Annotated in this window: 20 protein-coding genes; 6 read left to right on the forward strand and 14 right to left on the reverse strand. The window is 56.5% G+C overall.

Annotation, left to right across the window (positions count from 1 at the left end):
- Nucleotides 1–6: 6 nt before the first annotated feature.
- Complete coding sequence (locus HMPREF2854_RS00570; protein WP_070617606.1) at nt 7–1,281, reverse strand: deoxyguanosinetriphosphate triphosphohydrolase; 1,275 nt, start codon at nt 1,279–1,281, stop codon at nt 7–9.
- A 68-nt stretch (nt 1,282–1,349) separates the two neighbouring features.
- On the opposite strand from HMPREF2854_RS00570, the gene HMPREF2854_RS00575 reads away from it, so the two are divergent.
- Nucleotides 1,350–2,678, forward strand: a complete 1,329-nt coding sequence (locus HMPREF2854_RS00575) for a hypothetical protein (protein WP_070617609.1) — start codon at nt 1,350–1,352, stop codon at nt 2,676–2,678.
- Between the two features lie 41 nt (nt 2,679–2,719).
- On the opposite strand, the gene HMPREF2854_RS00580 is transcribed toward HMPREF2854_RS00575, so the two are convergent.
- The 3 genes from HMPREF2854_RS00580 to HMPREF2854_RS00590 are packed head-to-tail and all read right to left on the reverse strand — an operon-like array spanning nt 2,720 to nt 6,181.
- On the reverse strand, nt 2,720–3,541 hold the full coding sequence (locus HMPREF2854_RS00580; RefSeq protein WP_186822463.1) for a type I 3-dehydroquinate dehydratase: 822 nt from the start codon (nt 3,539–3,541) through the stop codon (nt 2,720–2,722).
- A 1-nt stretch (nt 3,542) separates the two neighbouring features.
- Nucleotides 3,543–4,781 carry a tRNA dihydrouridine synthase DusB gene (gene dusB, locus HMPREF2854_RS00585; RefSeq protein ID WP_261666627.1) on the reverse strand — a complete coding sequence of 413 codons (1,239 nt, stop codon included), beginning with the start codon at nt 4,779–4,781 and terminating at the stop codon, nt 3,543–3,545.
- 11 nt (nt 4,782–4,792) lie between these two features.
- Nucleotides 4,793–6,181 (reverse strand): glycine--tRNA ligase, encoded by a 1,389-nt coding sequence (locus tag HMPREF2854_RS00590; protein ID WP_070617616.1) that lies wholly within the window; start codon nt 6,179–6,181, stop codon nt 4,793–4,795.
- A gap of 179 nt (nt 6,182–6,360) precedes the next feature.
- Between HMPREF2854_RS00590 and HMPREF2854_RS00595 the strand changes: the two genes are divergently transcribed.
- From HMPREF2854_RS00595 to HMPREF2854_RS00615, 5 genes are read left to right on the forward strand one after another with little or no spacing between them, the layout of a single operon-like run.
- Nucleotides 6,361–7,479, forward strand: a complete 1,119-nt coding sequence (locus tag HMPREF2854_RS00595; RefSeq protein ID WP_306826024.1) for a metal ABC transporter substrate-binding protein — start codon at nt 6,361–6,363, stop codon at nt 7,477–7,479.
- Nucleotides 7,476–8,297 (forward strand): metal ABC transporter ATP-binding protein, encoded by an 822-nt coding sequence (locus HMPREF2854_RS00600; protein ID WP_070617622.1) that lies wholly within the window; start codon nt 7,476–7,478, stop codon nt 8,295–8,297. Before HMPREF2854_RS00595 ends, HMPREF2854_RS00600 begins: the two co-directional genes overlap by 4 nt.
- Nucleotides 8,290–9,228 (forward strand): metal ABC transporter permease, encoded by a 939-nt coding sequence (locus HMPREF2854_RS00605; RefSeq protein ID WP_070617625.1) that lies wholly within the window; start codon nt 8,290–8,292, stop codon nt 9,226–9,228. The genes HMPREF2854_RS00600 and HMPREF2854_RS00605 overlap by 8 nt, the downstream gene beginning before the upstream one ends.
- Nucleotides 9,229–9,232: 4 nt before the next feature.
- Nucleotides 9,233–9,637: a Fur family transcriptional regulator gene (locus HMPREF2854_RS00610; RefSeq protein WP_070617628.1), complete on the forward strand. Its 405-nt coding sequence runs from the start codon at nt 9,233–9,235 to the stop codon at nt 9,635–9,637.
- Nucleotides 9,638–9,641: 4 nt separating this feature from the next.
- The gene (locus tag HMPREF2854_RS00615) at nt 9,642–10,160 is read left to right on the forward strand and encodes an SNARE-associated domain-containing protein (RefSeq protein ID WP_034508062.1); all 519 of its coding nucleotides are present in this window, start codon (nt 9,642–9,644) and stop codon (nt 10,158–10,160) included.
- Here HMPREF2854_RS00615 and uppS read toward each other — a convergent pair.
- The 10 genes from uppS to HMPREF2854_RS00665 all read right to left on the reverse strand — a co-directional run bounded on the left by uppS (nt 10,157) and on the right by HMPREF2854_RS00665 (nt 20,098).
- Entirely contained in the window at nt 10,157–10,921 is a 765-nt protein-coding gene (uppS, locus tag HMPREF2854_RS00620) for a polyprenyl diphosphate synthase (protein ID WP_070617631.1), read from the reverse strand. The two genes, HMPREF2854_RS00615 and uppS, sit on opposite strands and share 4 nt — an antisense overlap.
- On the reverse strand, nt 10,918–11,655 hold the full coding sequence (recO, locus tag HMPREF2854_RS00625; protein ID WP_070617634.1) for a DNA repair protein RecO: 738 nt from the start codon (nt 11,653–11,655) through the stop codon (nt 10,918–10,920). The genes uppS and recO overlap by 4 nt, the downstream gene beginning before the upstream one ends.
- 49 nt (nt 11,656–11,704) lie before the next feature.
- Complete coding sequence (era, locus tag HMPREF2854_RS00630; RefSeq protein WP_070617637.1) at nt 11,705–12,775, reverse strand: GTPase Era; 1,071 nt, start codon at nt 12,773–12,775, stop codon at nt 11,705–11,707.
- Between the two features lie 2 nt (nt 12,776–12,777).
- Nucleotides 12,778–14,067 (reverse strand): hemolysin family protein, encoded by a 1,290-nt coding sequence (locus tag HMPREF2854_RS00635; protein WP_070617640.1) that lies wholly within the window; start codon nt 14,065–14,067, stop codon nt 12,778–12,780.
- Nucleotides 14,060–14,533, reverse strand: a complete 474-nt coding sequence (gene ybeY / locus HMPREF2854_RS00640) for an rRNA maturation RNase YbeY (RefSeq protein WP_186822464.1) — start codon at nt 14,531–14,533, stop codon at nt 14,060–14,062. The genes HMPREF2854_RS00635 and ybeY overlap by 8 nt, the downstream gene beginning before the upstream one ends.
- On the reverse strand, nt 14,514–15,524 hold the full coding sequence (locus HMPREF2854_RS00645; protein ID WP_034508079.1) for a PhoH family protein: 1,011 nt from the start codon (nt 15,522–15,524) through the stop codon (nt 14,514–14,516). Before HMPREF2854_RS00645 ends, ybeY begins: the two co-directional genes overlap by 20 nt.
- Before the next feature lie 36 nt (nt 15,525–15,560).
- Nucleotides 15,561–16,292: a 16S rRNA (uracil(1498)-N(3))-methyltransferase gene (locus tag HMPREF2854_RS00650; RefSeq protein ID WP_070617645.1), complete on the reverse strand. Its 732-nt coding sequence runs from the start codon at nt 16,290–16,292 to the stop codon at nt 15,561–15,563.
- The gene (dnaJ, locus tag HMPREF2854_RS00655) at nt 16,289–17,401 is read right to left on the reverse strand and encodes a molecular chaperone DnaJ (RefSeq protein ID WP_070617647.1); all 1,113 of its coding nucleotides are present in this window, start codon (nt 17,399–17,401) and stop codon (nt 16,289–16,291) included. Before dnaJ ends, HMPREF2854_RS00650 begins: the two co-directional genes overlap by 4 nt.
- A 23-nt stretch (nt 17,402–17,424) precedes the next feature.
- Nucleotides 17,425–18,441, reverse strand: a complete 1,017-nt coding sequence (hrcA, locus tag HMPREF2854_RS00660) for a heat-inducible transcriptional repressor HrcA (RefSeq protein ID WP_070617650.1) — start codon at nt 18,439–18,441, stop codon at nt 17,425–17,427.
- Between the two features lie 205 nt (nt 18,442–18,646).
- On the reverse strand, nt 18,647–20,098 hold the full coding sequence (locus HMPREF2854_RS00665) for a L,D-transpeptidase family protein (protein ID WP_083309299.1): 1,452 nt from the start codon (nt 20,096–20,098) through the stop codon (nt 18,647–18,649).
- Nucleotides 20,099–20,212 lie beyond the last annotated feature (114 nt).

The following is a 20,212-nucleotide window of genomic DNA, read 5'->3' on the forward strand; positions in this document are numbered from 1 at the left end:
GGGCGCTTACAGGTGAAGCGTATCGAACATGCCACAAAGTGAAGCGTGCATGCGTGCCGCCGAAAGATCCGTGAGTGAGGCCACCTGATCAATCACAATGCGCAAACGAGCGTTATCATCCGGCGTCTGGCGCCAAAGTGAGGCAAACGGCTCTTGCAGGTGGCGCCCCGATGTTTCATACAGAATGTGCACGAGGTCCACCAGCACACCGCCCTGGTGGTGATACGACCCCTCCATCTCGCGCGGAGCCATCACGTAGTGCGCGGCAATCCCCTTCAACAACATGATCTCGGTTGCCGTCTCGTCAGGGACAACCAGATCCGCGTCATACCTTCCCAGCCCCTCCCCGCGCTGACGGCCAGCCGCGCCGCGCGTGGCCTCAACCGCCTCGGAACAAAACTTTCCGATCAGCTGTGACGTCATGTCCTTCAAACGCGCGCTGTCCGCATACGTTCCATCGAACGAAGTGAGCCAGTACGGCATCGCCAACAAGCGTTCGCGCGCCGCCTGCAGGTGCGTTTCTTGTAAATCCTTGTCGTACCACTCGCGCGTACGCTCCACCACGTTCGCGAACGCGGCGTCATCGCGCAACTCTTCGAGGGGTAGTTTGCCGGTCATAACTGCATCCTCGATGTCGTGCACCGAGTATGCGATGTCATCTGATAGATCCATAATCTGCGCTTCCAAGCAGCGACCCTTCGCGCCCGAACGCATCCAGTCAAATGATTCGCGATCATCTTCGTACACCGAATACTTCCGAGTTGAATACTTCGGATCGGGACCTTCTGAGCGGGCCCACGGGTACTTACAGATCGCGTCCAATGAAGCACGCGTTAGATTCACGCCGCGTGGCTCGCCGGCTGTGCCAACAACCTTCGGCTCCAAGCGAACCACCAGGCGGAACGTTTGCGCGTTACCTTCAAAACCGCCCACGTCACCAGCAACTGAATCGAGCGCACTCTCCCCGTTGTGTCCAAATGGTGGATGGCCTAAATCATGCGCCAGGCATGCAGCGTCCACAATATCTGGATCCGCCCCCAACTCCTTGCCGATCTCTCGACCAACCTGTGCTACTTCCATCGAATGTGTAAGCCGGGTGCGCACAGAATCGTCCGAAGCCGGGCCAAGAACCTGGGTTTTCTCGCCCAACCGACGAAACGCAGCTGAATGCAGGATTCGCGCACGATCGCGCTCAAAATCGGTTCGATTGGGCGACTTCGGACGCTCTTTCACAAAGCGTTCGCGATCAAAGTCAGAATACGCATGTCTGGTAACATTCACGGACCAATCATATCGACAACAACAAGCAACCTTTTCTAACCAACGTACTTCTTTGGCACAATAGAGCCATGAGCACTGAGCAGGCACCTTCACATATTCAGAAAGAAACCGCGAGAGCGGTTCAAAACTCGCGGTATGTGCGCACGCACCTCATTCACAGGCGCTCACCTCTACCCGGCTCCTGGTGGCACGCTCCCGTCATAGCCGAAATTCCCGGCATCATCGACAAAGCCGGCGCAAAACCTCTTGCCTCCATCATGCCCACCATTAAAGAAACCGGTTTCGACGGCGTAGTGTTTCGCCCCGCTCTACTCGACTTTTACACGTCCAAGGTCTACCTGGATCAGATCATCGAAGCTGGCAAGCAAGCCGGACTGCGCGTCATTGTGCGCCTCTCTGGTGGCGACTACGCTCCTGACCTGACTCCGTCTCTCAAACCCTTCTACGGAGCCGAAGAGTCTACCGCCACCACCATCACGAGAGCCCGCGAAGCACTCAAGAGCGGTGCGGATGGCATCGACCTGGGTCGTATCGCAGAAAACCCGAATCTACCTGGCGCGAAAGAGCGTGATAAAGAGTTCTCCGATCTCGTTCGCCTCCTCATGTTCGAACTGGCAGATTTCTCTGAAGAAAAGATCCTTGTTGCGGAAGCGCGCACCGAACTGCACGAGCAATACCAGTACCACTTGCAGGAAGACTGGATCCACAACTTCATAGATAACCGTCTTCAACGCGCGCCATTCTCGGATGCAGCCATCATTGAGGCAATCGAAGAATCCCTCTTTGAAAGAGACAAGATTGGTGTTCCCCCTGTCTGGAAAGCCATCAACTCCCGCCTCATCATGGAACCCGACCGGCCCAACAACTACCCCGGTTCCTGGGAAGATGGCACCAACACCACAAGGCGCTCTTCGATGCGCATCATCATGGCGTCGTTGCCCGGTGCTATCTACCTGCCTTTCGGCTTTTCTGGCGGGCACGTTACATACAAGGGTGTAGCTGTGCGGCCCCTACCTCCGATTAACTCCATCGAAGAACGCCGCCTTGCCCATACACAGCTGGCGTTACGGCTACGAAAGAAATACGACCTGGGCAACGCCAACCTCGCGTGGGTCAGCGGCCTGCCATGGCAAACTCCAGGCGTCGGTGTATTCACCAGCGGTAGCGTCATGTGTGTATTCAACACGTCAAACGAAGACGTGTTCGTGCCCCTAGAAAACGAGCTATTGCTCCGCTCAGATTCCACTCGCGAGTGGGCGTTGCCCGGCGCCGAAACTGTTCTAAGGACCGGACCACCGCAAATTTTCTCCACCGCTGAACGCGAGGAGCAAAACACCCTCACACCCGGCACCACCGCGTGGTTTATACCACCCGTTGTAAAAGCCTCCAACAGGTAGGACAAAGAACGCGAGCGCCTAAATCATAGGGCGAGGCCGCACTAATGTGCGCTCAAGCACCCCGTTGCCTTATCGAACACCACCAGCGCATCCAAGCCGATCTGCCCCGGTGCGGAATCATCACCCAGGGAGCTAAACGTTGCTGCAGACCCAAACTTTGCAGCAAACGCCCGAGTGAACACGCCCGGCTCCCCCATCGAAACCGCAATCACCGGCACCCGCGCAAACGTATCCACAAAATGACGCGCACATGCCGCCAGTCGCAATGAATCCATCACCGAACCCGGCATGTATGCGACCTTCACTAAGCCGGCGCCGCGACTGCGAACATCTGCATCTTCATCAGCGTCATCTAGGAACTGCTCGAACCACTCCAACAGCTCACCCTGCATCTGGCGCATCCTAGCAACAAGCTCGTCTGCACCTGGCGTAGCCCCAAAATCATGACTTGATAGCACCACTGGAACCCCCGCTTCGAAAGCGCTGAACGCCACGCGACGACGCTGCTCCAAGCCATACTCCACGTCTAGCAAATCCGCTGCCTCGGCCTCTAAGACCGCGAGCGCCACGCGCTCATAATCGGCAACCGCACCGCGGCCCCCTTGCTCCTCAGTACGGAATGTAGCGAGGATCGGCAGGTCTACCTCGCGACGAAGGACCTGCGCGCACCCTGCGATTACCGGGTTAGAAATATCGCTTAGGTGGTCTACTCGCCACTCCACCAGGTCGGCACCACGGCCCCCCGCAACAGCGCGAGCTTCCTGCGCAAGCTCAGACGCATTCTTGCCCATCAGCGGCGCGATAATCGCCGCCCGATCTCCACCCAATTCAACGTTTGCGGCACGCACCTTCATTTGCGCCATTTCAGCCCCCATCTGCAACCGCCTCATCAGCTACAACCTGTGCACGTTCTGCGTCTTGAATCAGCTGCGAATCCAGCCAACCGTGCGGCAGATGAGGACGCCGTTCGTGTCCCTTCCGGCCACGCGGCCCCTCCGCTGACTTCGGGCAGGGCTGATCCAAGTCCAAGCTGTTCAAAAGCTCATCGAGCTCATCCAAGCTACTCACGCGCCCCAGCTTCAACCGGGACTCGCCACCTACTTTATAGCCGCGCAAATACCAGCCAATGTGTTTGCGCATGTTCCTGCACGCGTCAAACTCAGAACCAAGATGCTCAGTCATCAACAGCGCATGCTCACGGATAATCTGTGCAACGGTACGCAAATCCGGGGCCATCTTAGGAATACCCGCGCCCGTTAAGTCCGAAGTAATGTCTGTGAACAGCCAGGGCCGGCCCTGGCAACCGCGGCCGATCACGACTGCGTCGCACCCCGTCTGTTCCATCATTGCGCGCGCGTCCGCGCCCTTGAAAACATCTCCATTGCCCATGACTGGAATCGAGATCGCTTCTTTCAGAGCGGTTATCGGCTGCCAATCAGCCTTGCCCGCGTAATACTGGGCCTGTGTGCGACCGTGCAAAGCAACTGCGGCCACGCCGCTGCGCTGGGCAATAATGCCTGCATCCATGTATGTCGAGTGCTGATCATCAATACCGATACGCATCTTCATAGTCACGGGAACGTGGCGGCCAACCAGTTTCGACCCTCTTTCAGCGCCGGCCACAACTGCCTTCAAAATGTCTTCCAGCAAGTCCCGCTTCCACGGTAGGGCTGCTCCCCCGCCCTTGCGAGTAACCTTTGGCACCGGACAACCAAAGTTCAGATCAATATGATCCACAAGGTCGCGTTCTACAATCATCTGCGCGGCCCTACCCATCGTGTCTGGATCAACCCCGTACAGTTGAGCCGAGCGCACCCTATCGGACGGGTCGGGCTCAACCATGCGCCAAGTCTTCGGTGAACCTTCCACGAGGGCACGCGCGGTAATCATCTCGCAAACAAACAGTCCTGCAGGCGCATCAACGCCCTTCTTTGCCTCATCAAGCTTGCTTGCCAGAGCCTCACTCAGCCCGCGCTCAGAGTACTCCCGACACAGCCGGCGAAACGGAACATCCGTAACGCCGGCCATGGGGGCTAAAACAACCGGGGTCCACAGATTGATAGGACCAATCTGTAGACCACCGGAATTCGTACTTGCTACCAAACCTGTGTCCGTTAGCTGATCGGCAGACGCTGCGCGAGGTATGCCTCGACCTCGTCTAGCGGAATACGAACCTGTTCCATGGTGTCGCGGTCCCGAATCGTCACCGCGTTATCGTCAAGCGTGTCGAAGTCGTAGGTGATGCAGAAAGGTGTCCCGATCTCATCTTGGCGGCGGTAACGACGGCCCACTGCGCCCGCGTCGTCGTACTCAACGTTCCAGCGGCGACGCAGTTGCATAGCGAGCTTACGAGCCGGCTCCGTGAGTTGCTCCTTGCGCGAAAGCGGCAAGACTGCTGCCTTCACTGGAGCCAAACGCGGATCCAGCTTCAAAACCGTGCGCTTGTCAACGCCACCCTTAGTGTTAGGAGCCTCGTCCTCGCAATAGGCCTCTACTAGGAACGCCATAAGCGAACGGGTGAGGCCAGCAGACGGCTCAACGACGTAGGGTGTCCAACGCTCGTTCTTCTGCTGATCGAAGTAGTCAAGCTTCGCGCCCGACTCCTTCGAATGAGTACCAAGGTCATAATCAGTGCGGTTTGCGATACCCTCAAGCTCGCCCCACTCCGAGCCCTTGAAGCCGAACGTGTACTCGATGTCTACAGTGCGCTTTGAATAGTGCGACAGCTTCTCTCTCGGGTGCTCGTAAAGGCGCAGGTGATCACGGTTGATACCAAGATCTACGTACCAATTAATGCGCTCATCAATCCAGTACTGGTGCCAATCCTCATCCGTGCCCGGCTCTACAAAGAACTCGAGCTCCATCTGCTCAAACTCGCGAGTGCGGAAAATGAAGTTACCCGGCGTGATCTCGTTACGGAACGACTTACCAATCTGCGCAATACCAAATGGGGGCTTCATGCGCGAAGTAGTCATGACGTTCGCGAAGTTTACGAAAATGCCCTGCGCGGTTTCTGGACGCAAGTAGTGCAGACCAGTCTCATCATCCACGGCACCCAGGTAAGTCTTCATGAGGCCCGAGAATGCCCTCGGCTCCGTCCAGTTACCCCGGTTACCACAGCTTTCACACGCCACCATGTCGAGCGTAACGTCAGCCTCTTCAACGCCGTTCTTCTCGGCATAATTCTCGATCAGCTGATCCTCACGCTGCCGCTTGTGGCACGAAAGGCACTCTACAAGTGGATCGGTAAAAGCCGTCACGTGGCCAGAAGCATTCCACACTGCCGTTGGCAAAATTACCGAGGAATCCAAGCCAACAACGTCGTCACGCTGGCGAACCATGCGTGACCACCACTCCCTCTTGATGTTTTCTTTGAGCTCGACGCCGAGCGGGCCGTAGTCCCACGCTGAACGCGTACCTCCGTAGATCTCACCGGAAGGGAACACGAAGCCTCTACGCTTAGCAAGGTTGATTACGGAATCTAGACGCGACGGGTTTGCCATTTTTCTCCTTGAGTCATGCGCACCTGGCTGGTGCGTTTCACTATTCGCAATCACGAATCATCTCAAGTTTAGTTGGGTTTGCTGAAATATCGAAAGCACCAACTCCGGGCGGACTTGCATTGCGTCACATTGGGCGCTCGCGCTTGATCCACAACAAAGCGATAGCGATAATGGTTGTCATGAACATTCGTAAGAGTTTGATTGCAGTAGGCGCCGCGTCCGCACTGGCCCTTGCTGGTTGTTCCTCCAGCGCGACCAAGGACAGTGGCATGAAAGAAAGCGGCGACCCGCTAGTTGTTAAAGCATCGTTTTATCCGCTTCAGTACCTGGTTGAGCAGATTGGCGGCGACCTAGTATCCGTCGATTCGCTTACTCCCCCAGGAACCGACGCTCACTCCCTCGAGCTATCTCCAAAAACCGTCTCCGAGCTATCCGGCGCCGACGCCGTTGTGTACCTGCGCGGCTTCCAGACCGCAGTTGACGAGGCTGTAGACCAGGCGAAGCCAAGCCACGTCCTCGATGTCACCGAAAGCGCCGAGCTGATGGAAACGGGTGCGCACCACCATCACCACCACGATGATGAAGCCGACCACGACCATGAGGGCGAGGATCATGACCACGAGGCGGAGGGGCACGACCACGAAGCTGAAAGCCATGAAGGCGAAGACCACGACCACGCCTCAGAGCCGCACGAAGCTGATCACGATCACGAAGCCGGTCACGAAGACGAAGAGCACGACCATGACCATGAGGGCGAAGGCCACGATCACGAACACAATATGGCTGGCGATCCGCACTTCTGGCTGGACCCGGCACGTATGGAGCAAGTTGCCAAGCAGATCAACAAGTTCCTAGCTGAAACCGACCCCTCGCACGCGCAAGAATACGAGAAGAACACGAACGAAGTAGTTTCCAAGCTGAAGGATCTGGATAAGTCCGTGACGAATAGCTTCGGAAACTGTGCCCTCGACACCTTCGTGGTTTCACACGAAGCATTCGGATACCTTGCAGCCAAAACGGGACTACACCAGGTGGGTGTTTCTGGTCTTGAGCCCGAAGTAACCCCCTCGCCCCAACGTCTGAAAGAAATCAGCGACGTTGTGAAAGAAAACGGCGTGAAGGTTATCTACGCCGAAGCCAATGTATCCCCGAAAGCCATTGAAGTTCTGGCGCACGACCTGGGCATTGAAACTCTAGTGCTCGACCCGGGTGCCACACAGAACGATCCGGACGTAGACTACTTGCAGATAATGACCAAGAATCTTGAAAACCTCAAGAAAGGCCTCGACTGCAAGTGAGTTTGCAAAACACCACGCAAGAGTCGCACCACCCAGGTGCGGCTCTTGCCGTATATACCCACCATCTGCACGTCGCGTATGACACGAACGCGATCCTGCACGGCCTCGATATCGAAATCCCCGTAGGCCAGTGTGTAGCAATCACGGGAGCAAACGGATCCGGCAAATCCACATTCGTGAAAGCGCTTATGGGTTCGGCTCCCGTAACCGAAGGCGATCTGCAAATTTTTGGCAAGAACGCGCGGGGCAAAGGCCTGTTTAGTCGAGCCGCCGTACCGTGGAACCGGATCGGATACGTTCCGCAACGCCCCTCTGTTGCCTCTGCGGTCTCATCCAGCGCCCTTGAAGTTGTGCGATCCGGACTGCTTGGGCCTAAACAATGGTGGTATGCAGCCGGCTCCAAGAAGATTGCCGAGGATGCACTTCGGCGCGTCGGCCTTTTGCACCGGGCACAAACCCCCGTACAGGAGCTCTCCGGCGGCCAGCACCAGCGCGTGCGTATCGCAAGAGCACTCGCCCGTGACCCTGAACTACTAATCCTTGACGAGCCTCTAGCCGGCATCGACCGGCACTCTCAAGAAAAACTTGCCCAACTCATCGGGCAGGCCAAAGAACGCGGCAAAACCATCGTGCTAATCCTGCACGAGCTCGGCCCCATCGAACCGCACATCGAGCGGATCATTAACCTTGCCTCCGGACACGTCACCTTTGATGGTCCCGTTGGCGAGGCGCCTCATATACACGCTGAAGAACACCACCACTTCCCGCACCCAGAAGACATCGAGATCGACATTTACAGTGGAGGCAACGATGAATAGTGCAATCGCTCCCGGCCTCATCAGCGAACTGGGCACCATGCTGTCCTCACCACTCATGCAACGCTCGTTCATCGCAGCTATTCTCGTAGGCCTTGCCGCCCCCGTAGTTGGCACCTACCTCGTGCACCGGCGCCTGGCCATGCTTGGTGACGGCATCGGTCACATCGCCCTTACCGGTGTGGCTCTCGGCTGGCTTGCCGGAACGGCAATGGGCGCCATGGAGCCTGAAAGCTACGCCCTACCAGGCGCTTTCATCATCTCCATACTCGGAGCCGTCACCCTCGAAGTGATCCGCATCGCCGGACGCACCTCATCCGACGTGGCGCTGGCCATGCTCTTCTACGGCGGTATCGCCGGAGGCGTGCTCCTCATGGGCATAGCCGGAGGAACATCCTCACAGCTAAACTCCTACCTCTTTGGATCCATTGCAACCGTCACCAACTCTGACATTTGGGCGATCACCATCCTTACCATCATCGTGCTCCTGGTAGGCATAGGACTAGCTCCCGCACTGTACTCCGTATGCAACGATGAAGAGTTCGCGCGTTCCACAGGTCTACCCGTAAATCTCCTCAACCTCATCATCGCGATCATGGCCGCAACCACCGTGGCCGTTGCCATGCGAGTTGTGGGGGCACTACTCGTCTCCGCCCTCATGATCGTTCCTGTTGCAATATCGCAAATCCTGGTACGCTCATTTAGGTCAACAATGGCTCTAGCAATGGTGATAGGCATGCTCACAACGGTCAGTGGACTTACGATCACGTACTTCTACAACCTGTCTCCCGGCGCAGCCATCGTTGTACTTGCAATCCTCATCTACGCCATCGTCTTCCTTGCCCGCCCCCTCATCGACCGCGTTCACGGCAAACGCAAAGCCGTAGCCAAGCCGCCCACCGTCATGCACCCCGAACGCCAACAACAAAGGTAGACCCATGGAAAAGCCCAGACGCAACACGCGCCAGCGCCAAGCCGTAATCGAAGCGATGAGCGAGGCAACCGAGTTTCGATCCGCCCAAAAAATTCACGCCGACATGGTTGCTGCCGGCGAATCGATTGGCCTTGCCACCGTCTATCGAAATCTGCGCACCCTCGCCGAAGAAGGCTCGATCGACACCCTCATGGCCCCTGACGGAGAATCCCTGTACCGCGCATGCGGCCACGAATCACACCACCACCACATCGTGTGCAGGCGTTGCCTATCCAGTATCGAAATCCACGAATCCGACCTAGAGTCGATACTGCAAGTACTCGTCAAAAAGCACGGGTTTTCTGACGTGGAACACTCAATCGAGATTTTTGGGCTCTGCCCCCAATGCCAAGCCAAGGAAGGTAAGTAGAAAAATGCCTGGAGTTCCCCAGTGGATCGCGGATGGGCCATTCATTGGAATCGCCCTATTCCTCACCATCGTGGTTTTTCTACGCTCGCAGGGCACCTACTGGCTTGGCCGCCTCGGAACCTGGGGTTTTCTCGCTAAATCAGAGCATTCGAGCAAACCGTGGGTGCGTAAAGTTCGTGCGTGGCTTGAAGGCGCCTCTGTTCAAAAAGGCATCGACGCTGTAGACAAGTGGGGACTGCTCATCATTCCTCTGTCCTTCCTCACCATTGGTTTCCAAACCGTGGTTCACGCCGGTGCCGGAGTACTTCGCCTGCGCTGGTTAACCTACACTCTTGCGGCAATCCCCGGTTACATCGCATGGGGTTGCCTCTACGCATCCATCGGCATCGGACTATTCAAAACCGGCCAAGCCGCAACTGCTGGGAAAACGTGGGCGCTCGTACTATGCACTACGATGGTGGTCATCATGGGCCTCACCATCTTGAAGCGACGCCACCGGGCCGCAGAAATCGTTGCCGATTAGCTCTCCACCCGATCCACAGCGGAACCAAACCTGCGCTCACGGCCGGTGAAGGCCAGCACATCGTTCCACAGTTCCTCGCGGCAATACTCCGGCCACGGCACGGGGTTGAACGCAAACTCGGCGTAGGCACACTGCCATAGCAGGAAGTTCGATATGCGCTGTTCACCACCCGTGCGGATCAGTAAATCCACATCTGGCGACGAAGGTGCATACAGACGCCGCCCAACCGTGTCTTCCGTAATGCCAGCCGGCTTCAGTCTGCCCGCCTCGACCTCACTCGCAACTTGTCGCATAGCATCGGCAATCTCGGCCCTTCCCCCGTAGTTCACAGCCATGTTGAAATGCAGCTTCGAATTGGCCTTGGTGAGTTCCTGCGCCACTTCCAACTCGGTGATCACCGATTTCCAGAGACGAGGCCGCCTCCCCCACCAGTGGATTGCCACACCCCACTCGTTCAACTCGTCGCGGCGCCGGCGAAGCACATCGCGCGAATAACCCATGAGAAAGCTAACTTCCTTGGGTGAGCGTTTCCAGTTCTCTGTAGAAAACGCGTACACGGTCAGGTGCTGCACACCGATTTCGAGGGCGCCCGCAATCGTGTCCATTAGCGCAACCTCGCCGGCCCGGTGCCCCTCAGTGCGCGCCAAGCCACGCGCATTCGCCCACCTTCCGTTGCCGTCCATAATGATCGCAACGTGACGAGGCACCCCGTCAATCGTTGGAGCCAGATTCTTGCCAGCCCCTGGCGGTGCAACCTTCATACGTCCCCCAAATGTGAGTTGATCAAACTATATGACTTGATACGCCGCTCAACATGCCATTGCACCCACGCGGCAACCAGCCCCGCAGCCTCACGCCGCGCAAAATCGGGCGCCGCATCTGCGCTTTGCCAATCACCCGAAAGCAAATCTCCAAGCAACTGCATCGCTTCCCGCGAAGGCGCTAACGATCCGGGCGGCCTACAGGCCTCGCACACCGTGCCTCCGGCCACCACATTGAACGAGGATGACGGGCCGGGCCTGCCACACACCGCGCAATCCCAAAATGAGGGAGCCCAACCACTCATCGAAATCGCGCGGAGCATAAACGAGTTCATCACCAAATCCGGCGAATGGCGCCGATTTGCGAGGGCGTGCAAAGCCCCCAAAAGGAGCAGGTACATAGAGGTATGCGCTTCGTCCTCCGACAACCTCTCCGCGGTTTCCACCATCACGTTGGCACGAGTATAAAGCTCAAAATCACTCGCGATTTGCAGACCGTATGGCCGAAGCGTTTGTGCCTGCGTTAATACGTCAAGGCTACGCCCCTTATAGAACTGCGCGTCCACGATAGTAAAAGGCTCGAGGCGGGCACCAAACTTCGACGACGTGCGGCGAACGCCTTTGGCGACAACTCTTTTCAGACCGTTCGAGCGGGTGAGCGCCGTGACGATACGGTCGGCCTCGCCAAGGTCTTGCGTACGCAAAACGATGGCTTCATCACGGTAAGTCTTCACACCTTCTATTATCCCATAACCGCGCCAACCACGGCCTAAACGCTTGGCTCTAGAACCCTAGCCGTCCCAGCATCTTCGGGTCCTTTTGCCAATCCTTCAAAGTACGAACATGCAGGTGCAGGTATACCCGGCGCCCCAGGTATTCCTCAATCCCGCGGCGCGCCCGCATCCCAACGTGCTTGAGACGAGATCCGCCCTTGCCGATGATGATTGCCTTTTGCGAATCTCGTTCCACAAACAGGTTCACGTGAATATCAAGCATCGCCGGGTAGTTTTGTCCCGGCTTTTTCTGCCTCTCGACAATCTCCTCAACCTGAACAGCCAACGAGTGCGGCAGCTCTTCGCGCACCCCCTCCAAAGCGGCCTCGCGAATAAGCTCTGCAATCATGGTGTCACGAGACTCGTCCGTAACCATGTCACGCGGATACAACGGCGGAGACAGCGGCATACGGCGGGAAAGCAACTGCTTCAACCTATCAATCTGATGCCCCTTGATTGCAGATACCGGAATGATCTCTTCCCAATCACCCAGCTTGTCGATATCCAACAGGTGCTTCATGACTCGCTCGTCAGAAACCGCATCCACCTTCGTTGCCACCGCAATGATTGGCGCCTTAATCCCGCGTAGCTGGCGCGCAATGAAATCATCACCCGGTCCCACCTTTTGGTCCGCCGGCAAACAGAACAAGATCGCATCCACGCTAGAAAGCGTTTCACGAACCTCGCTGTTCAAGCGTTGGCCAAGAAGTGTGCGCGGGCGGTGATACCCCGGAGTGTCCACCAGGACAAGCTGGTAATCCTCCCCCTGCACAACGCCGCGCACAGCGTGGCGCGTGGTTTCCGGCCTCATCGACGTAATCGCAATCTTCTGTCCAACAAGAGCGTTCGTGAGCGTGGACTTACCCACGTTAGGACGGCCCACAATGGCGATGAAACCAGCCCTAAACTTTTCGTCGTAGTCAGCCCCAATAAGTCCCGCATCGCGCTCATCAGTATCAGAGGGGTCGCGTTGCTCGTTAGGATCATCCTCAATCAACTCAGCGTCTTCAAAGTCTTCATCTTCGAAGCCTTCAAACGCGTTCGGGCCATCCATTAGCTCATCATCAGAGGGGAAACGCACGTTTAACTCTCTTCTTCTGGTTCATTTTCTAATCTAGTGGCAAGAATAGTGCCCACCTGTCGCCGGCGACCAATCGCTTCCTCCGCCTCAAGCTCAAGGCCAAGCGCTTCAGCCTTCGCTCCGGGCAGAGGAACCTTTCCAAGCGCCTTTTGAAGCAAGCCGCCCACCGAATCGACGTCTTCATCCTCGATGTCCAGCCCCATGAGTTCACCCAATTCGATCACTGGGAACCTGGCGGGCACGCGCCAAACGCCCGGTTCAACCTCTTCAGGCTCCACGACCCGTCGGTCGTGCTCATCCATCACTTCGCCAACGATTTCTTCAATCAGATCCTCGATTGTGAGCAAGCCGGCAATGCCGCCCCACTCGTCAACAACCATCACCATGTGAACGCGAAGTTGCTGCATATGGCGAAGCTCGTCATCTGCATACAGCATTTCGGGAACAAAATGCGCCTCACGAGCAACGTCTCGCACTGGCTTTTCACGATTCTCCGGCCTATCAACAACGCGGGTGACCAAATCCTTGAAATACAGTATGCCCACGATGTCGTCGGAGGACTCCCCAATTACTGGAATGCGCGAGTAGCCCGAACGAATGAATAGACGAATGGCTTTTTCAAGTGTGGTGTCCGCTTGGATAGTAACCATATCGGTACGCGGCACCATGACCTCACGCACGAAGGTGTGGCCCAGCTCGAAAACCGAGCGGAGCATCTCGCGATCCTCGTCCTCAAATCCTTCGGTCTCACCAACCTGGTCAACCACCTCGCGCATCTCTTCGGTCATCTCCGCCCGAGCCTGCGCCTCAGTTTGTTCGGGAGCGGGGAAGAACTTGCGAAGTGAACGCAGGGCCGGCGCGCCCAAACGTCCAATCGAGGTGGTGAGCTCTAGCAGTCCAACCGTGCGCAAAGCCGTTCTTTCCGGATTGCGCCACGCTACCTGTTGCGGGAACACAGAGATGACCGCAAACGCGATCAGCCAGTTTATAGCTAGCGAAGCGAGTAGCACAGCCCACCAGCGCCAACCAGTCTGCGCGAACGCGATGGTAATAGCCACGGCGGCGCCGGTTTGCATCGCAATACGTCCTGCACGTGCAGCTAGAACGCTACGACGCCGTTCCTCCACAAGCGCGAGCAAGCGTTTAGCGTTCTTATGTCCATCTTCAAGCAGATCATCCACTGCTGCCCGAGAAAGCCTCGCCACAGAAGATTCTGCGGCCACCAGTACCGCGGCAGTAATAACAAAAAAGACTGTTAAAAAAGCTAGCAGTCCGATTGGAATACTACCCATTAGCACGTCCCACTGGGTTCGTTGCCAAGAAAGTCAGCAAGAGCTTGCGCTGCAAGCTAAACATCACCTGTTTTTCCTCTTCCTCCGCGTGGTCAAAACCGAGCAGATGAAGAAGACCGTGCACAGTCAGAAGTAACATTTCCTCAACAGAGGAATGACCCGCCTCTAACGCTTGCTTATGCGCAACCTGCGGACAGATAACAATGTCACCCAAAATTCCCGGCGGTGTTTCCTGGCCTTCCTTACCGGGGCGAAGCTCATCCATTGGGAAGCTCATGACGTCCGTTGGCCCCGGCAGATCCAGCCACTTAACGTGAAGTTCTTCCATCGGCTCTGGATCAATGAACATGATCGAAAGCTCAGCATCAGTAGAGACGTGTAGCTGGGCCAGCACGTACTCTGCTATGTCGCGAAACTCTGCGATTTCAATATCAACGCCGGTTTCGTTAATGACTTCTACGCTCACGCCTGCCCCGCCTAACTTGCTCATTTGCTTCGTCGAAACGCTGGTATGCGTCGATTATCTCACCGACCAAACGGTGACGAACCACATCAGCCGACGTTAGCTGACAAAACTCGATTCCTTCAATGCCCTGCAAAATGCTACGCGCGCTTGCGAGCCCCGATGCCGCTCGGTTAGGTAAATCCACCTGCGTAGCGTCACCCGTCACCACAACTTTTGATCTGAAACCAAGACGTGTCAAGAACATTTTCATCTGCGAGGGCGTGGTGTTTTGTGCTTCATCCAAAATGATGAACGCGTCGTTAAGCGTGCGCCCGCGCATGTATGCAAGAGGGGCAACCTCGATGGTTCCAGCAGCCAGCAGACGCGGAAGTGCCTCCTGATCGACCATCTCGTTCAGCGCGTCATACAAAGGCCGCAGGTACGGATCAATCTTCTCAGTCAGCGTACCGGGCAAAAATCCGAGTGACTCTCCCGCTTCTACAGCCGGCCTCGTCAAAATAATGCGCCTTACCTCACCCGTAAGAAGCGCATTAACGGCCATCGCCATAGCCAGGTAGGTCTTGCCTGTACCCGCTGGACCGATCCCAAACACCACAGTGTTTTGCACAATCATGTCCACGTAGCGCTGTTGCCCCGGCGTTTTCGCGCGGATATCACGGCCGCGTACATTCAAAATTGTTTCCGCACTTGCACTTGCCGTGCCTGTTTTCGCCAACAAACCGACCGCATGTTCAACCGTTTGCGCATTCAAATACTGCCCGGAACGTGCTAGGGAAACCAGTTCGCGCACCAAATCTGATGCGAGCGTTACCGACTCGGCCTCCCCTTCAACCGTTATCTTATTGCCCAACACCGATACGCGGATCCCGCTGAAACTACGTTCCAGACTTCTTAAAACCTCATCCTGGGCTCCAAGGACCGTCACCGGATCAAGATGTTCCGGGATAGTTATCGTGTTCGCCAAGGCCGTCTGCTCATCCGTTTGTTGCATGTTTGAAATACGAGGCTCCTTGCTAGCTCTTTCGTTTCAAATCCTACCGGTTGCAATGTTAAGCGACGTGAGGCCGGCGGCGACGGCTGTGGATACGCGCATAACGATATCGCCCACCAGCACTATGTTCGCCCCGGCTTGTTTAAACTGTTCGAGTTCCGCATCCGTGATTCCACCCTCCGGGCCAACAACCAGGGCATACTCTTTAGCACCGAGATCGGTAAGGCCAGTTATGGGCTCGGTAGCGCTCTCATGCATGACGATCAGTTGCGCTCCTTCCACCTGGGCGATAGCGGCAGCCGCATTTGCGGCAAACTCCAAGGCGGGAACGCGAGCACGCCGAGACTGCTTGGTTGCAGCCTGAAGCACGTTTACCCACTTCTGCAGCCCCTTTTCCTGCTTCTTGCCCTGCCAGCGCACGATCGATCGCTCTGCTTGCCACGCGATCACTCGGTCAACACCAAGCTCGGTAGCCATCTCTATTGCCAGCTCGTCTCGCCCATTCTTTGCCAGCGCCTGGATGAGGGTGATGCGTGGGCTGCCCTCTGGTTCAAACGTCACCTCATCAATCTGAACGATCGCCAAGCTAGATGAGGCTTCTACCAAACGCGCACGCGCCCGCGTACCTCTTCCGTCTACTAGATCTAGACGCTCCCCCTTTTCAATGCGCTTCACCATCACGTGCTTGGCATCCGGCCCGGTAAACTCAAACCGCTCTGCCTTGCGGGCGTCGTTTAGGTCACTGACGAAGAAAACCGGTGCGGTCATTTACTGAACTTTTCTTTCAGATTGCTAAAAAAGCCCTGCTGAGAAGATCCGGTTTTGGCCTCCACGGTTTCCTCTCCGCGCATTTTTGCGAGCTGCTCCAACAGCTCTCGCTGCGCGCTGGTCAAACCGGTTGGAACTTCCACATTCACGCGTACGCGAAGATCGCCGCGTCCTCGTCTATGGATACGGCCCACACCAAGCCCCTCAACCTTGACTTCCTGGCCCGGCTGCGTGCCCGGCTGAATCTCAATATCGTGAGCGCCATCAAGGGTTTCAAGCGAAATCGTTGTTCCAAGAGCGGCGGACGTCATCGGCACATACAGATCGGCCACGAGGTCATCGCCTTGGCGGCGAAATACCGGATGTGGCTTCTCGCGGATCTCAATATAGAGATCACCGTAGCCTCCTCCACCCGGACCGGCCTCACCCTGACCCGACATGCGGATACGCGTACCGTGTTCGATACCAGCCGGCACATCCACAGCGATAGTGCGCTTGGAATGCACGCGGCCCTCACCGTTACATTCTTCGCAGGGCTCAGGAATAATCGTGCCGTATCCGCCACAAGCCGAACACGGCGCCTGCGTCATGATCTCGCCAAGGAGTGAGCGCTGCACCTGGCGAACTGTGCCCGCCCCGTGACACGCAGAACACGTACGCGGCGAAGTGCCGGGCTTCGCACAAGAACCATCACACGTAGGACAGCGAACGGCCGTGTTAATCGTTACTTCTTCGCGCGATCCGAATGCAATCGTTTCAAGATTTACCTCGAGCGCGGTCAGAATATCTTGACCGCGCCTACCACGCGGAACCGGGCCTGATCCTGCACCAGCGGCAGAGAAGAACGTTTCGAACAAGTCACCAAAGCCACCAAAACCGCCCATGCCTCCAAAGCCGGCATTGGCAGAACCGCCCATGTCGTAAGCTTGACGCTTTTGCGGATTCGACAAGGTCTCGTAAGCCACGGAAATCTTCTTGAACGTTTCCTCATGCTCAACTCCCGCAATATCCGGATGGTATTTACGGGAAAGCTTGCGGTACGCCTTCTTAATCTCGTCTGCACCGGCGTCGCGCGAAACCCCGAGGATCTCGTAGTAGTCTTCGTTCACCAAAATTCCTTTAATCTTTTCGACTAATTATTACTGTGCAAAAAGTGGGTGAGGTACACACCTACCGCGCGCACCGCTGTCATCGCCTTCTGATAGTCCATACGCATTGGTCCCACCACTGCCAAGTGGGCGTTGGTTCCTTGCGATCCGTAGGCTCCTGCAATCACAGCGGTTTCCGCCAGGCCCACGTGCGCATTCTCTTCACCAATCGACACTGTTACGTTGCCTTGCGGGACCTCAGAGAATAGGCGCAAGAGCGTAACTTGCTCTTCCAACGCATCCAGGACGGGCACAATAGAACGAGTGAAATCCACGTCGGAGCGGGCCAAGTTTGCCATGCCGGCAACAAGGATCCGTTCTTCACCAGTTCGGTTAGTTAGGTCCGCAACCGTCTGGCAAACAGCGGCGCGGAACTGCTTCTCAGTTGGGCCGCCAAGAACAGACAGCGGTGAAAGCAGACTCGGCAAATCGCGTAGGTCCTGGCCGTGGCACACCTCGTTGATCTGGTCGCGTACCGCATCAATCTCAGCGCTCGTAGCCCCAAAATCAGAAATTACGCGCTGCTCGATAGTGCCATCGTTCATTATGACTACAACAAGCGTGCGGTCAGGCCCAAGGTCAACCAACTCTACGCGTACCAGCGTCGCAGAGTCATAGTGCGGATACTGCACGATAGCCACCTGCCGAGTCAGTTGTGCCAGTAGGCGAACCGTTCGCTCAACTACATCCTCAACATCCACTGCTCCGGCAAGAAACGATTCAACAGCACGCTTTTCTGGACCTGACATCGGCTTAATCTGCGTGAGTGAATCAACGAATACGCGATATCCTGCAACCGTTGGAATACGACCAGCGGACGTGTGCGGTTGATAAATGAGACCCGCCTGTTCAAGTGCGGCCATGTCGTTGCGGATAGTCGCTGGCGAAACGCCTAAATCGTGACGCTTGGCAAGCGCATTAGAACCAACGGGCTCGCGAGTTGCAACGTAATCAGACACGATTGCGCGAAGCACGTCAAAGCGCCTTTCCGCTGTTGCCATGCCTGCTCCTCTCGCCGTCGCCCGCCGCTTGTAGCACTCGAACTATCTGAGTGCTAACTCTATTACTTTCAGCGTTCATCTTCCACAGCTGGCGGGTGAATCGCGGCACTAGACAAAGGCGGATTTCACCCTGCCCTCGTCATTCTGGATCCTCTTACAGATACAGCGAAAGCCCACCGAAGTGGGCTTTCGCTACGTTTCCGAATCAGTAGTGGCTGACCACTACATTGCCAATCTCACCCCAGTCGTAAAGCCACTTGGCTTCACTAACGGGCATGTTCACACAGCCGTGCGAACCACCCGGACCGCTCCATCCAAAGCTACTGCGCCACGGGGCTCCGTGGAAGGCGTAGCTACCAACGAAGTAGGTAACCCACGGTACGTCTGGGGTTTCGTACCTACTTCCGTCTAGATTTTGGCCGCGCATAGTTTGCGACTCGTACTTCAAGTAAATACGGAACTTACCGGTTACGGTTTCAAGCCCCGGAGCGCCGGGAACCATGGGCACCGGACCGCGCACCACAGTAGCACCCTCAAACGCTGTCACCGTGGCGTTCGAAAGGTTGATATCCACCCATTTCTCTCCTGGAGCAGCTTGGTATGCCAAACTTTCCGCACCCGGAGCAATGAGACGCGTAGAGAACTGCTGCGGCGTCTCATCGTAGGTAAGCAGACCCTCGTAGGGCTGACCCGCCTTCAGCGATTCGATCAGAGCATCGGCAATCGCTTCCAGATTGTTCACGGTGTAGCCGGGCGAGCCTTCTTCGGCGGTAGACACCACGTCGCCGCGCGTATTCACGTTGTGGATGCCTTCAACCGGCTCATCGTTGGTGGACGTGGCGGTGTTAACCAGCCACTCTCGCGCCGCTGGCTCGTTCAAGACCGGATCCTGAATCTGCTCCCCATCGGCCTCGATGTCCACCCACGCGGCACGTTCTTTGGCTTCTGGAAGAATCTCGCGGTTACCGGTGGAAATGACAACCGGGATGGCGATCATCGCGTTAGCTTTGTCAGCCACCTGCTGTGCGCGCTCCGTCGCAATCTTGGGGGCCTCAATACTAGATTCAAAGGATGCCGGCTGCGGGTTCAGTGACTTTGCAGTGGCGAGGACGTGATCGGCAATACCTTGGGTATCTATGCCATGGCCTTCGACCGCCGGTACCGCAGCGAACTTCTCGGTACCCTCATCGAACTTTACGGAAGCATTCTGCACCGGATCCCCCAGCTCTGCGATTAAAGAATCGGTGAACTGCGCAATCTTGTCATGGTTCACCTCAACGCTGAGAGGGACATTTGGAGCAGAAAAGAGGCCCTGAATACGCGACCACACGGTGGCCGATGGAGTAAGCGCAGCCGAGGCCGTAGCATCCTCGTCGAGAGATACGCCCAGTTGCGCAAGGCTAAGCTCATGATCCCGACCATCAACCGTGATGTTCGTCTTGAACTCATCGAAACGCTTCTGCACGTCTTCGGCGACCTCTTTAGCGGTCATACCCGACACCGACTTGCCAGCCACCTGGGTGCCGGGAACCGCACGATCGGCGTAATAGGAAGCGTAAGCCGCCGACGATCCTCCTAGAACCACAAGAACGGCCGCAACCGCGGCAAGAACCCACTTCAACGTGCGAGACATAAACGAAACCTCACGAAGCCTCACTCAATTTTCCACAAACATTCTTTATTGTCCGATGTAAATGTATTTCCCTCAATCGAAAAACACTTGTTTTATGTTGGTGTTGATCACCTTTTAGCTCTTCCTTAGCGCCGCGCG

Origin of the sequence: Actinomyces sp. HMSC075B09 (assembly GCF_001812395.1) — a bacterium.
GTDB lineage: Bacteria > Actinomycetota > Actinomycetes > Actinomycetales > Actinomycetaceae > Gleimia > Gleimia europaea.